Genomic DNA, 14,087 nt, shown 5'->3' on the forward strand with positions numbered 1-14,087 from the left:
AATGATTTGTAGCGTGTACATTTGTTATAAAGCTTGCATAACTCATATAGGATTAGCGTAGTCTTAACAGAGTTAAAATAATAAATAAATATAAATTTATATATGACACTTATAAAATCAATATCAGGTATTCGGGGAACTATAGGAGGTATAGTCGGGGATAATCTGACACCTATTGATGCAGTGAAATTTGCATCTGCTTATGGCAGTTGGTTAAAAAAAGATACGAATAAAGAACATCCCAGAGTTGTTGTTGGTAGAGATGCCAGAATATCTGGAGAGATGATTCAGCAATTGGTAATGAATAGTTTGGTAGGATTAGGAATCCATGTGATAGATTTAGGGCTTTCAACAACCCCTACTGTAGAGGTTGCTGTAACAATGGAACAGGCAGATGGTGGTATTATTTTGACCGCTAGTCATAATCCAAAACAATGGAACGCATTAAAATTACTTAATAACAAAGGTGAATTTTTAAATGGAGTCAATGGGCAAAAGATCTTGGAGATAGCCGCTACTGATGATTATCATTTTGCAGAAGTAGATGACTTGGGGTCGATTACCGAGAACGATACATATATTGATAAACATATAGAGTCAGTACTTCAACTCGCATTAGTAGATGCTGAGGCTGTGAAAAAAGCTGGATTTAAGGTGGTAGTTGATGCAGTCAATTCTACAGGTGGAATTGCTATACCAAGATTGCTAAATAAAATGGGAGTAGATGTAATAGAATTATATTGTGATCCTACGGGGCATTTTCCACATAATCCGGAGCCATTAAAAGAACATCTCACAGATTTATCTGAACTGGTAGTTAAAGAAAATGCTGATCTAGGTCTTACAGTGGATCCAGATGTTGATCGTTTGGCATTTATGAGTGAGGATGGAGAAATGTTTGGAGAAGAATATACACTGGTTGCATGTGCGGATTATGTGCTCGGTAAAACAAAAGGAAATACGGTTTCTAACCTTTCTTCAAGTAGAGCACTAAGGGATGTTACTGAAAAGCATCAAGGTAACTATGAGGCAAGTGCCGTAGGTGAAGTAAATGTAGTAGAAAGGATGAAAGCAACTAATGCCGTCATAGGAGGAGAAGGTAACGGAGGGATTATTTATCCTGCATCGCATTATGGTCGAGACTCTCTTGTAGGAGTGGCTTTATTTTTAACACATTTAGCAGAAAAGAAATGTAGTATTAGTGAATTGAGAAATAGCTATCCTTCTTACTTTATGAGTAAAAATAAGGTTCAGTTGACTCCGGGATTAGATGTTGATGCTATTCTGGATGGGTTTCATAAAAGGTATATCGCAGAAGAAGTGAATACCATTGATGGTGTAAAAGTGGATTTTGATGATTGCTGGGTACATCTAAGAAAAAGTAATACGGAACCTATTATCAGGATATATACAGAGGCATTAAGTCAACAAAAAGCAGATGAACTAGCAGAGAATACTATTAGTACGCTAAAGGAGATAGCAGGAATATAGCATACTTGTTTGTGTTAAAATCTAAAGCCTGTAATGTTGATCAACGTTACAGGCTTTTTTAATATTCTTATTTTATAGTAGCTCCATTTGGTGGAGTAGAGAAACGATGTTTCCAGCGCTTATGGGTCCATAAATAGTACTCTGGCTTATTACGGATTTGTGTTTCCAGATGTCTTAGAAATTGTTCTGTAATATAATAATCAGGAACATTAGTAGGATCTTCGGCAATTGGAACTAAAGTAGCTTCATAATACCCTCGTTTGATTTTTTCTACGTGAAAATAATATATACTAAGATCTAATCGTTTAGCTAATACTTCTCCTCCCATAAACGCAGGGACTTTAATCCCCATAAAGTCTGACCAAAACATAGCTCTATCTAATTTGGGTGATTGATCAGAGATTAATCCATAAAGGTTTAAATCAGGGTTTTCTTTATTTTGATTGCTATAAATCTCTCTAAATACTTTGGCACTTGGAATTAAACCGGAGCCAAACCTACCTCTAATGCGATGCACCAAGCGGTCAAAATATTTGTTTTTGATCGGCTTATAAATACCTACACATCTGAATTTTGTAATGAGATCTATAGCATTGGTCCATTCATAACTGGTATAATGCCCCATCATGATAATAATACTTTTGTTTTTTTCTTCAAGCTTAGTTAAATCATCTAGATTTTTTAATCGAAAACGATCCACCATTTCTTCTTCTTTAATAGAAATAGACTTAATCATTTCTAAAAACATATCGCACATATGTTTATAAAACGCTTTTCGAATGCGATGTATTTCTTTTTTATCTTTTTCAGGAAAAACTAAAACCAGATTTTCGGTTACTGTCTTTTTTCTATACCCAATGATATAATATACAATTAAGTATACACAGGTAGAAAATATATAGAAAAGACGCCATGGTAACTTAGAGATCACCCATAATGTAGGGTATACCAAACAGTATACTAGTAATTGCATTCGTACTTTGTTTAAGGTGGCAAAGATAACTTTTACATCAATTATATAGTATATTTGGGCGTTAAAATAAGGGATATGTTAGATATGGAGATTATGGTTTTGGGTATAATAACAATGAATGTTATTTTTTCATTAAGAGGTTTTAAAGATTTTTCTTTTTTTGAACGGTATAAATTTAATATTGGCGGCATACGCAGAGGAGAACAAGTGCGTATGATTTCTTCTGCTTTTTTGCATGTAGATATGCAGCATTTATTTTTTAATATGCTTACTCTTTTTTTCTTTGCTAATACTGTAATAAATAATTTAGGTAATGTAAAGTTTGCAGGTGTATATGTAGGAAGCTTAATTGTAGGGAATTTATTTTCTTTATTTTTTCATAAGAATGAGTATCATTATAGTGCTGTAGGTGCCAGTGGTGCAGTCTCAGGGATTATTTATTCAGCAATACTTTTTGACCCTAATGAAAGTCTTTATTTAATGTTTATTCCAATCCCTATCCCTGCTTATGTTTTTGGTATTGGATATCTTTTATACTCCATTTATGGTATGAAAAATAAGGCAGATAATATTGGTCACGATGCTCATTTTGGAGGTGCTGTAGGAGGGTACATCATTACTTTACTCATGGCACCAGGATTGTTTCAAGAAAATTTACTTATGATAGTATTACTGTTAGTTCCTATTATCATTTTATTTGCAATGCAACGCTTAGGTAAATTGTAAAAAATAAAAAAGGCTGCCTTGAAGGGTAGCCTAGTCACTTATTAATGTGCTAATTTACAGCGTTTTTTCACTAAGTAATTCAGCAATTCTACTTTCTAATGCGGGTCCTCTTAAGTTTTTAGCGATTACATTTCCGTTCTCATCGATTATAAATGTAGCCGGAATAGATCGAACACCAAATGATTTAGCAATGGGTTCCTGCCAGGATTGTAGATTAGAAATATGATTCCAGTTAAGCTTATCATTTTCAATAGCTGTGATCCATTTTTCTTTGGTTTTATCTAGCGAGACTCCAATTATATTAAGTCCTTTATCATGATATTTGTTATATATTCTAACCACATTTGGGTTTTCTGCCCTACACGGCTTGCACCAGGATGCCCAGAAATCAATAATCGTAATTTTACCCATTGACTCTTTTAGAGAAAGCATCGTACCTTCTGGGGTAGGTGCAGAAAAATCATCGACTACACTACCAATATCAATTTTACCAACAGATGTACTAATTAATTGTTCTAAGTTTTTGCCAAGACGAGTAGTTTTCAACGTGTCTTCAAGACTGGTATATATTTCCTTTACCTTTTTTACAGGTACTGCTTTTAGGCTTAAAAGGTCTGTTAATGCAATCACAGAAATTAAAGAGTTAGGATTTTTTTCAGCGATTTCTGTTCTGAATGTTTTTTCCTTCTCAGTAAGTTCTAGTTGCTTATTCATTAAATCGGTTAACTTCTCTTTTTCTTGAGATTTAGACGCAATTTGATATTCTCTGCTCACCTCCTGCTTTTCTTTAGCATATTGTGTCATGGTTTTAATATATTTCGAAAATAAATCATTCTCAGGACCTCCTTTAACTAAAGATGAACGTAAACTATCTTTGTAGACAGTCATTTTTATAGGATTATTTTCTGCCAGGAACAAAACATTTCCTGGGATATTCTTTTTTCCAGGGGTGTCTTTAAAAGTGATATAATTAAAATCATTATCTTCTACTACAGGTAAGGAAATTTTGAATTTTTCATCCTTGATGGTTGTTGAATCAATAATAATTGGTCGATTTGATTGATTTATTGAATTGACATAAACAATAACTCCATCGTTGAACCCTTGAGCTATACCAGAAATTGAATATCCTTTTTCCTCTTTTTCACAGGCTATTGTGATTAAAATAATAGCTAGTAATACTAATTTTTTCATTTTAAATGATTTTATAAAGCGCAAAAATATATAATCTAGGGTTGAAACACTACAAATTAACTTTTAAATATAATTAATTGTTAATTTCATGTAGGTTTTCACAATTGAACTTATAAATGTATCGGATTTCTATAATCATTGTATCAATTGGTATCAAAATTATCGATTTTGATGTAATAAATTGTTAATAGATGATATAAAATATAGTGTTTGATTATTTTTGTAAAGGATCATAAATAAAAGAGTTATGCAGGTATTAGAATATGATTTTCCCATGGATTTGAAAATAAGCTTTTCTTTATTTTTTAAAAAGTATAGAGAGTTTTTAGAAAGTGATAATCAACTATTGCGAGAGCGTGCGATTTCTATATTGAATATTGCAAAAGAATATCCCGAACTTGAAGAAGGCATTACTTCAGAACAAAGATTGCAAGAACTTTTGCCTCAGGTAAATCTTGTATTAGAAGATTCATTTTCTCAGATACTACAGGAAAATGAAATAAAAATAGCTACTGTACCCTTTAATAATACAGTGATAAAATCGACGCAGCGTTATAAAAATATTATAAAGGCGGCAGGATCAGATTTTGAACTTAAAATAAAAAATCTTGATGAAGATCATTACTTTATTATGGGATGTAGTATTATTTTGAATCAATATTATGGATATCAGATTGATTTCAAAAGACCTTTTTTCTATGATATTCCTGATGCAAAAGGAATCATACGCCATTATAGATTAATGTATAATGCTGATTTTATTGAGATTCTAAAAACTGATGAAGCGAGAGATATAACGCAAGAGGATGTTGCTATTTTAATAGATAGTTTTGATAAGGTCGAGATATGGAAAGAAATGTTCCCGCCTAATAGTTGGGTTTTTAAAGGGATTGTTATAGCAAATCTTTTTGATGTAACTACTGATGTTTCTTTATCAGAGTTTAAAACTAGTCTTTTAAAATATGATAAGAATGAAGCTGGTTTTATTAACAGTTTTCAAAATATATTTAGAGCTATCTTTAATCTTCCAGAGATTAAGGTTGGTTTCTCTAACTACAATGAAGAAGAAAAGACACTAGAGAAAGTACCCTCTAAGAACATGGGGAGTTATATTTTACATAATCGATACGATCTTGATTGCGAGATGGCATTGTGTAAAGGTACATATCATCATTTGTTCAAAGAGTCTACTTATTTTGCAATTTCCGATGTTAAAAAATATGCTAGTTATGCGCCTGATGAAAAGATGTATAAAAATTTAATATCACAACATATCCAGAGTGCTATTTTTGCTCCTATAAAAGCGAATGATAAATTATTAGGAGTGTTAGAGCTTGTTTCTCCCAATGTTTCTGAACTTAATAGTATCAATGCAAATAAACTTCAGGATGTGATGCCATATCTTGTGGATTCTGTAGTACGATCTAAGGCAAAAGTAGAAGATGAATTAGAATTGATTATACAAGATGAATGCACTGCAATTCACCATAGTGTTTATTGGAAATTTAGAAAAGAGGCTGAGCGTTTTATGTTGGCAAATCTAGAAGGGAATCCTGTCTCTTTTAGAGAAATTGTTTTTGAAGATGTATATCCATTATTCGGTCAGGTAGATATCAAAGGTTCATCAGAAGCGCGTAATGATGCAGTAAAACAAGACTTAGTTTTACAACTTAAAGAAATCTTAAAAATTATTAAAAACATAATCGAGTTAGATTCATTACCAATATACGATCAGATTAAATATAGAATAGAAAATTATATTAGGACTATTTCTGAAAAACTACAGGTAGATAGTGAACAGAAAATCTTAAGCTTTATTAACAAGGAAATTACACCATTATTTAAGCACCTTAGCAAAAAAAGTGAAGAGCTAAAGAATTTAATTGAGAGATATACTAACTCATTGGATAAGGGAAGTAAAATGCTTTATAAATATCGAAAGCATTATGACGAATCAGTTATGCTAATCAATAAAAAGATGGCTGCCGTATTGGATGAAAAGCAAAAAGATGCCCAAGCGATGTATCCGCATTATTTCGAAAGGTTTAAAACTGATGGAGTAGAACATAATATGTATATAGGTGAGTCGATTACAAAGCATAATAGCTTTCATAAAATTTATTTATATAACCTTAGACTCTGGCAGTTGCAGGTGATTTGTGAAATGGAGAATGAATATTATCAATTCAAAAAAGAATTGCCAGTAGCATTAGACGTAGCATCGATGATTTTAGTATTTAATACTTCTTTATCTGTGCGGTTTAGAATGGATGAAAAAAGGTTTGATGTTGATGGAACCTATAATGCAAGATATGAAGTAGTAAAGAAAAGAGTGGATAAGGCATATATAAAAGGCACTGATCAACGTATTACAGAGAAAGGGAAACTAGTCATTGTCTATTCTCAGCGCTCTGATGAAAAAGAATACGAAAAATACATTGAATTTTTACAATCAAAAAAGTATTTAGAAGAAGATGTGGAAACTGTAGAATTAGAAGATTTACAAGGAGTTACAGGTCTTAAGGCATTACGGGTTGATATTCTTTATAATAAGAATAAGGAAGGAAAAGAGTATTATACTTATGACGATTTGATGAAAGAGTTAAATTAGTATGGTTTCCTGAACTGTAGTGAACCTGATGATTTAAATGAGGTTAAATAATTTTTTTTTAGGTAAAAATGATAAGTCGTTCTTAAATAAGTTGACAGTTTTTAATAATTTAAATTAGACCAGAGAAGCTAGCTTTTCTGGTTTTTTTATTATGTATAACATTAGGTTTTTTTAATTCTCTAGTGTATTAAAGGCTATAACGAAAGAAACAACAGAAATAATTATACCAATCATAAATACAGTATATGTAATACGTAATATTTTGTACTTTTTATGTAAAACCTTACCTAAAAAGTATAAATCCTTTATCATAGTGTCATAAATATAATCTTTATTCTCCATCAATTCATGCATGGCTGTCTTGTAATTATTAAATGGCATTTTATGAAAATTACCAAAAAATAATAGATTTACTTTTTTTTCTTTTACTTCCTTCTGCGTAAACTCTCCAGTAGTCACGTTAGGTCTTGTTGCTAATACAGAAAGAATCATTGAGGTAACACTGAAAAAAAGAAAAATACCGGTAGGAATAATTAAGTAAGTATTGGATGGATTATCTAACTTAGGAATTAGACTAGAAAGTGCTAATGATATAATAATGGCATTTACAGAAAGTAAAATATTTGCTTTTGTATCTGCAATATCACTTAATTTTAGATGATTTCGTAAAGTAACTCTAAAAGCTGTCTGAATACCTTTTTCAGGGCTTTCTTGTTTAACCAATTTTTTTAGTTTCTTAGCTTTATTTTCCTTTTTTAAAGCCTTTTGTTCTTTTATTATTTGAGATAGATGTTTTTGTTTTTTTGGTTCCCAGTTTTTTATGGCATATGGTGTATGAAATTCATGCAAATTTTGTAGAAAATTAATATTTGCTTTTAGCCATTGCGATTTACTATAGTTTTTAACGTGGGTGAGTCTAAATTCTTGTCTTAAGAATTCGCTTGTTTCTTTAAAATAATCTTTAGCTAAATGAGATGAATCGGCATCTTTAATAATATTTTCTAAGGGATTAGTTGGAGTATGATTCATTTTAGTCGCCATAATTAAAGCGGCAACTTGATCAATAAGTCTTTTGTCAGCTTTTTGATTAGCTAAGAAATCTGAAGCAATACGAACACTTTTCTCTTCGTGGTTCTCAAATCCTTCTGAGTATCCGGTGTCATGCAATAGTGCAGTTAGCAATAAAACTTCTTTTTCTTCCTCAGAAATTGTGCTATTGTCTATAATTTCTTTTGTACTTTTAAATACTCTTTTGGTATGTGTATAATTATGGTATATACAGTTCTCGGATAGTTTTTTTTTATAAAGATCTGCAACAAAGTTATCTGTTTTTTCGAGAAGTGTATTCATGTTATATTTTTTCAAAATCCAAATTAATTAAAAAAAAATGAATGTACTTCATTATGAATAAAAATATCCTAACTTTTATTGCTATATCTATTATGTTGTTAAATTCTTGTGCAACATATTCCCCTGGTTATATAGATAAAAATTTCTCTAGAACGATACCAGAAAAAGAAATAGAGATGTCCTTTTATCTCATAGGAGATGCTGGTAATGCTGATATTAATGAAAATTCTCTCGGTTTAGAGGTTTTAAAACAGGTTGTAAAAAGGGAGGAGACCAAAGATGACTATCTCATATATTTAGGAGATAATATATATCCAAAAGGAATGCCAGAAAAGAACTCTGAAGCAAGATTGATTTCTGAACAAATCATAGATACGCAAATTGAGGCTTCAACTGATTTTGAGGGAAAAGTTGTTTTTATTCCCGGAAATCGCGATTGGTATGCTGAAGGAGCAAAAGGCCTAAAACGACAGGCAAAATATATAACTAAAAAATTGAAAAAGAAAAAATCCTTTCTCCCCGGAAAAGGTTGTCCTATAGAAAGTATCGCGGTAAGTGATCAGATTCAACTCATAATTCTGGATACACAGTGGTATTTGGAAAATTGGAATAAGAACCCAACAATGAATGACGATTGCGAAATTAAAACTAGAGATAAATTTTTAAGCGAAGTAGCAGGAGAATTTAAAAAATATAATGGGAAAACAATTTTAGTAACAATGCATCATCCTATGTTTACTAATGGTATGTATGGAGGAAGGTATAGTTTTAAAAATCATATTTTTCCTTTTAACAATAAAATCCCGATGCCTTTCGTTGGATCCTTAGCTACCCAAATACGTTCTCAGGGAAGTGTGACTTCTCAGGATAGATATAATCAAAGCTATAATATGCTAATGAAACGTTTATCAACAATAGCAAGAGATAATGAACGTATCATATTTGCTTCTGGTCATGAACATTCATTACAGTATATTAATAATAAGGGGTTAAAGCAAATTATATCAGGTTCAGGATCTAAAGTTTCTGCAGTTTCTTTGGGGGAAGATGGGGTGTTTTCTTATCCAGGACAAGGTTTTGCTGTATTAGATATATATAAAGATGGGTCGTCTAATGTACGATATTATGGAAACGAAGCAGGAGTTGCAACGCTAGTGTTTCAGTCAGAAGTACATGCAAAAACAAAAAAACACCCAGCAGATGAGTATAAAAATGAATTTGAAGCTCAGATTTCATCATCTATTTATGAAAAAGAAGAAACAGAAAAATCTAAATTTTATACATCATTATGGGGAGATCATTACAGAGATGTCTATGGTAAAGATATTCAATTCCCGGTAGCTACTTTAGATACCCTCATGGGAGGTTTTACTATTGATAGAAGAGGAGGAGGTCAGGTAACTCGATCGTTAAGGCTTGTTGATAAAGATGGAAAACGATATAGTCTGAGAGCTATGAGAAAAAGTGTGACCCAATTTTTACAAAAAGGAGCATTTATAAATACCTATCTTGAAGACGGTTTTGATGATACCTTTACAGAAGAATTATTGTCAGATTTTTATACATCTAGTTACCCATACGCGTTTTTGGCAGTTGGTGGATTAGCAGATGCTATTAATGTCTATCATGCCAATCCAAAAGTATATTATATACCAAAACACCCGGCACTGGGAGCTTATAATGAAGATTTTGGTGATGAATTGTATTTTTTAGAAGAACGCCCGGGAAAAGAATTTAAAGACGTAGCATCATTTGGTATTCCTAATGATATCGAAGGTACAGATGATGTTCTTAAGAATATAAGAAAAACTCCAACCTATCAGATCGATGAAGCACACTATATACGAACCCGATTATTTGATATGATTTTAGGAGATTGGGATAGGCACTCGGATCAATGGAGGTGGTCTCGTTTTGATACCGATACAAGTAAAGTATACCGACCTATACCTAAAGATAGAGACCAGGTATTTTCTAATTATGATGGAGGGCTTATTAATGTTATCAAGTTACTGGTTCCTGTCGTTCGTAAATTTCAGGTATTTGATGAAAAACTTAAGAATATAAGATGGATTAATACAGCCGGAATTAAATTAGACAGAACCTTCGCACAAAATTCAAGTAGGCAAATGTGGTTAGATCAGGCTGCTTATATTAAAGATAATCTTAGTGATGAAGCTATAGAGAAAGCATTCAAAAATTTGCCAGAAGAACTGCAGGATGATACCATTATAAGAATTAAAAAATACTTAAGAAAAAGAAGAGATGATATCGAAGATATTGCAACAAGGTATTATGAGTACCTCTCTAAACAGGTAATTGTTACAGGAACCGATAAAAGTGAGTTATTTGAGATTACCAGAGAAAATAATAAAACACATATAAAAGTTTCAAGATTAAAAAAAGAGATTACAGAAAAAGTATATTATCAAAGAACCATTCTATCTGATGAAACTAATGAAATATGGATCTATGGATTGGATAATGAAGATGAGTTTATAGTACAAGGAAAAGGAAAAAAGGCAATACCTATTAGAATCATAGGAGGACAAAATAAAGATACTTATACGATTGCTGAGGGAGAAAAAGTTAAAATCTATGATCATAAAACAAAGCCTAATCAGGTCAACCAGAAAGGAGGAGCAAAGTTCATTTTTAGTAACAACTACAATTATAATACATACGATTTCAATAAACATATTGATAAGATAAATACGTTAACCCCTTTGATCGGATTTAATCCTGATGATGGATTTAATATCAATGCTACTAATACATATACGGTAAAAGGTTTTAATGACAGTCCTTTTCAAAGTAAACATATGTTGAATGCAGCCTATTTTTTTGCCACAGAAGGTTATGACATATCTTATAAGGGAGAATTTGTGAATGCAATAAGTACCTGGAATTTAATCGCAGGAGGACGCTATACCAGTGAGAACTATGCTCAAAACTTTTTTGGTTTTGGTAATAATACACAGAATCAAGATGAAACATTAGAGTTAGACTACAATAGAGTAAAGACTGGAATATGGTCTCTGGATTTGGGTGTTACTAAGCGTGGACGCTATGGTAGTTCATTTTCTTTTACCGGATCGTATGAAGGTGTGGAAGTACAGGATACTCAGAATCGATTTATTACCTCAGGTTTAGATATAGTTTCCGGAGATCCTGATTTTTTTAATAGAAAATTCTTTGCTGGAGTCGATATGGAATATGAATATCAAAATGCGGATAATAATGCGAATCCTACAAGAGGAATGTTGTTTAGCCTTCAGGGAGGTTCTAAAATGAACATAGATGATGTAGATAGAACCTATGGTTATTTGAATACAACACTTGGATTCTATAATGCGCTAACCAAAAATCGAAAACTAGTGTTAAAAACCGAAGTGTTGTCAAAGGTTATGATTGGTAATGGATTTGAGTTTTATCAAGCGGCAACCTTAGGGGGAGTAAGGAGTTTACGTGGATATAGGGAAGAACGTTTCACTGGGGATAAAGCACTTGCTTTTAGTACAGATCTCAGGTATAGTTTCAATAAATTTAAAACAGGATTATTGCCTTTGCAACTTGGTATATACGGAGGTTATGATTTAGGTCGGGTTTGGTTTGATCAAGAAGAGTCCGATATATGGCATTCATCTGCAGGAGGAGGCATATGGATAAATGCCGTGGATGCAATTACCGGTAAAATGGGGTTATTTACTAGTGAGGATGGGATGCGTTTTACTTTCGTGTTGGGTATGAATTTTTAATGATAGAAGATATGGTACAAGAATATTAATAACCTAAATAGTCAATTTCTAGCAGTTTTGAAGAAAATTCCTCTTTTTATGTGTTAAAAAAATGTAAATATTTGCACTTAAACCTATTTTTGTGTAATTTGCCGATTATTAAAAATTAGATTTTTTGATTTTTGAAATTATTATAATGTTTTTTAACACACTAAAAAATTAGATTTATGACTAAATGGCTTCCTAACACATTGTTTATTATTTTAAGTATTATTACTACGACAATTAGTGCTCAAGAGGTTCAGGATGTCCATAATCACTCTGACGCTCATCCATCTTATAAAAATACGTTAAACGAAGATACACATAACCACGAGGCTGTCTTGAAAGAAATTACTTACAATGTAAAAACTTTTGAAGAGCATATCACTCCTAAATGCGATCATAATCAAAGTAATACTTTTAATCAAATATCATTGATTGATATTATTTCTTCTGATGCCGGCGCCGATTTTAATTGTTCAGGAGGTTTTTGTATGAATAAGTTACATTACCATAAAAAAGGACTTACTTTAAAACGACAGTTATTCGATTACTTTATGAAAATTTCAGGATAAAATTTTTAATACATATGATTGTGTTTTGCGAGGTATATTCCGTTATATAGTTCAGCAATGAATTTATTCTCCTATTTTTGCAGCCTAAACTACAGCAACAATGACATTTTCAGAATTGGGAGTTCCTAAAGATCTAAATAAAGGTCTGAAAGAAATGGGTATAATCGTTCCTACTAAAATACAAGAACAAGCGATACCAGTTCTTATTAAAAATAAAATTGACTTTATTGGTAAAGCACAGACAGGAACAGGTAAAACGGCTGCGTTTGGCATACCTTTACTACTTGATATTGATACCAATAAAGAAGAAGTTCAGGCACTAATCCTAGCACCCACCAGAGAACTTGGACAGCAAATTGCTAAACAGCTTTTTAAATATACGAAGTATACGGATAAAATTTTTACTGAATCTGTATATGGAGGTGAAAAGATAGAACGACAAATAGCTAGATTAAAGCGACCTACTCATATTATTGTGGCCACACCAGGACGACTTATTGATTTAATGGAAAGAAAATCAGTTGATATTTCAAAAATTAAGACTGTTGTAATGGATGAAGCGGATGAGATGTTGAGCATGGGATTCAAGAAAGATTTAACCACTATTTTGAGTAAAACGAAAGGCAATAGAAATATTTGGCTTTTTTCTGCAACTATCCCTGGATCCTTAAGTGAGATCATAGATTCCTATGTAGATAAAAAAGCGGTTAGAATTTCTGTAGATAGAAATGAAACTGTTAATAAAGGAATTGATCATAATTTTGTGGTAGTAGAAGAGGCTAATAAATTAGATACCCTTACTTATTTTTTAAAATCTCATAAAGGTCAGCGCGGTATTATTTTTACTAAAACAAAAGTTGCTGCCAGAACTTTATCAAAACAACTTATCGCTAAGAATTATAATACAGGGTTATTAGAAGGTGATATGACGCAAAAAGACAGAGATAAAGTGATGCGCGCTTTTAAGAAAGAAACACTTCAGTTTCTGGTTTCTACAGACGTTGCTGCCAGAGGTATTGATGTGGCAGATTTAGCTTTTGTAGTTCATTATCAACTTCCGGATCAAATAGAATATTATACTCATAGAAGTGGACGAACCGCTAGAGCAGGAAAAACTGGTTTGTCTTTGGCTTTGATTGTTAGAAAAGAACTTAGAGTTATTAGAGACTTAGAAAAAGAATTGAATATCAACTTCAGTCAGGTACGATAATAAAATACCATAGTCTACTTTATTGCATATAAAAATATACCTTACCCTTTACTTTTCTTAATACTTTAATATATGTAGAGATTTACAAAAAGGTATATCTACCATAACGATAACTTTAAAAGTAATGATTTATCTTGTACCATTGTGTAGAGATAAATCATTACTTTTTATAATTTTT

9 protein-coding genes are annotated in these 14,087 nt (G+C 31.8%); 6 read left to right on the forward strand and 3 right to left on the reverse strand.

Features of this window, described 5'->3' with window-relative positions; translation table 11 throughout:
- The first annotated feature begins 102 nt into the window (after nt 1-102).
- Nucleotides 103-1,491 carry a phosphoglucosamine mutase gene (glmM, locus tag ABD816_RS17985; RefSeq protein WP_344929750.1) on the forward strand — a complete coding sequence of 463 codons (1,389 nt, stop codon included), beginning with the start codon at nt 103-105 and terminating at the stop codon, nt 1,489-1,491.
- A gap of 67 nt (nt 1,492-1,558) precedes the next feature.
- Here glmM and ABD816_RS17990 read toward each other — a convergent pair whose 3' ends face one another.
- The gene (locus ABD816_RS17990) at nt 1,559-2,464 is read right to left on the reverse strand and encodes a lysophospholipid acyltransferase family protein (RefSeq protein WP_344929751.1); all 906 of its coding nucleotides are present in this window, start codon (nt 2,462-2,464) and stop codon (nt 1,559-1,561) included.
- 75 nt (nt 2,465-2,539) lie between these two features.
- Between ABD816_RS17990 and ABD816_RS17995 the strand changes: the two genes are divergently transcribed.
- Complete coding sequence (locus tag ABD816_RS17995; protein ID WP_344929754.1) at nt 2,540-3,190, forward strand: rhomboid family intramembrane serine protease; 651 nt, start codon at nt 2,540-2,542, stop codon at nt 3,188-3,190.
- Between the two features lie 54 nt (nt 3,191-3,244).
- On the opposite strand, the gene ABD816_RS18000 is transcribed toward ABD816_RS17995, so the two are convergent.
- The gene (locus tag ABD816_RS18000) at nt 3,245-4,384 is read right to left on the reverse strand and encodes a redoxin domain-containing protein (RefSeq protein ID WP_344929755.1); all 1,140 of its coding nucleotides are present in this window, start codon (nt 4,382-4,384) and stop codon (nt 3,245-3,247) included.
- 247 nt (nt 4,385-4,631) lie between these two features.
- On the opposite strand from ABD816_RS18000, the gene ABD816_RS18005 reads away from it, so the two are divergent.
- Nucleotides 4,632-6,995, forward strand: a complete 2,364-nt coding sequence (locus ABD816_RS18005) for a GAF domain-containing protein (RefSeq protein WP_344929756.1) — start codon at nt 4,632-4,634, stop codon at nt 6,993-6,995.
- A 171-nt stretch (nt 6,996-7,166) separates the two neighbouring features.
- On the opposite strand, the gene ABD816_RS18010 is transcribed toward ABD816_RS18005, so the two are convergent.
- Entirely contained in the window at nt 7,167-8,345 is a 1,179-nt protein-coding gene (locus ABD816_RS18010) for a Pycsar system effector family protein (RefSeq protein ID WP_344929758.1), read from the reverse strand.
- A 53-nt stretch (nt 8,346-8,398) separates the two neighbouring features.
- Between ABD816_RS18010 and ABD816_RS18015 the strand changes: the two genes are divergently transcribed.
- The 3 genes from ABD816_RS18015 to ABD816_RS18025 all read left to right on the forward strand — a co-directional run bounded on the left by ABD816_RS18015 (nt 8,399) and on the right by ABD816_RS18025 (nt 13,909).
- Entirely contained in the window at nt 8,399-12,103 is a 3,705-nt protein-coding gene (locus tag ABD816_RS18015; protein ID WP_344929760.1) for a metallophosphoesterase, read from the forward strand.
- A 206-nt stretch (nt 12,104-12,309) separates the two neighbouring features.
- Nucleotides 12,310-12,699, forward strand: a complete 390-nt coding sequence (locus ABD816_RS18020; RefSeq protein WP_344929761.1) for a hypothetical protein — start codon at nt 12,310-12,312, stop codon at nt 12,697-12,699.
- A 100-nt stretch (nt 12,700-12,799) separates the two neighbouring features.
- A complete protein-coding gene (locus ABD816_RS18025) occupies nt 12,800-13,909 on the forward strand; it encodes a DEAD/DEAH box helicase (protein WP_344929763.1) in 1,110 nt (369 codons plus the stop codon).
- The last annotated feature ends 178 nt before the right edge of the window (nt 13,910-14,087 follow it).

Source organism: Aquimarina addita (assembly GCF_039539305.1).
Lineage (GTDB): Bacteria > Bacteroidota > Bacteroidia > Flavobacteriales > Flavobacteriaceae > Aquimarina > Aquimarina addita.

Coding starts and splice junctions, on each gene's coding strand:
- glmM (WP_344929750.1), top strand. CDS start 103: ATGACACTTATAAAATCAATATCAGGTATTCGGGGAACTATAGGAGGT.
- ABD816_RS17990 (WP_344929751.1), bottom strand. CDS start 2,464: ATGCAATTACTAGTATACTGTTTGGTATACCCTACATTATGGGTGATC.
- ABD816_RS17995 (WP_344929754.1), top strand. CDS start 2,540: ATGTTAGATATGGAGATTATGGTTTTGGGTATAATAACAATGAATGTT.
- ABD816_RS18000 (WP_344929755.1), bottom strand. CDS start 4,384: ATGAAAAAATTAGTATTACTAGCTATTATTTTAATCACAATAGCCTGT.
- ABD816_RS18005 (WP_344929756.1), top strand. CDS start 4,632: ATGCAGGTATTAGAATATGATTTTCCCATGGATTTGAAAATAAGCTTT.
- ABD816_RS18010 (WP_344929758.1), bottom strand. CDS start 8,345: ATGAATACACTTCTCGAAAAAACAGATAACTTTGTTGCAGATCTTTAT.
- ABD816_RS18015 (WP_344929760.1), top strand. CDS start 8,399: ATGAATAAAAATATCCTAACTTTTATTGCTATATCTATTATGTTGTTA.
- ABD816_RS18020 (WP_344929761.1), top strand. CDS start 12,310: ATGACTAAATGGCTTCCTAACACATTGTTTATTATTTTAAGTATTATT.
- ABD816_RS18025 (WP_344929763.1), top strand. CDS start 12,800: ATGACATTTTCAGAATTGGGAGTTCCTAAAGATCTAAATAAAGGTCTG.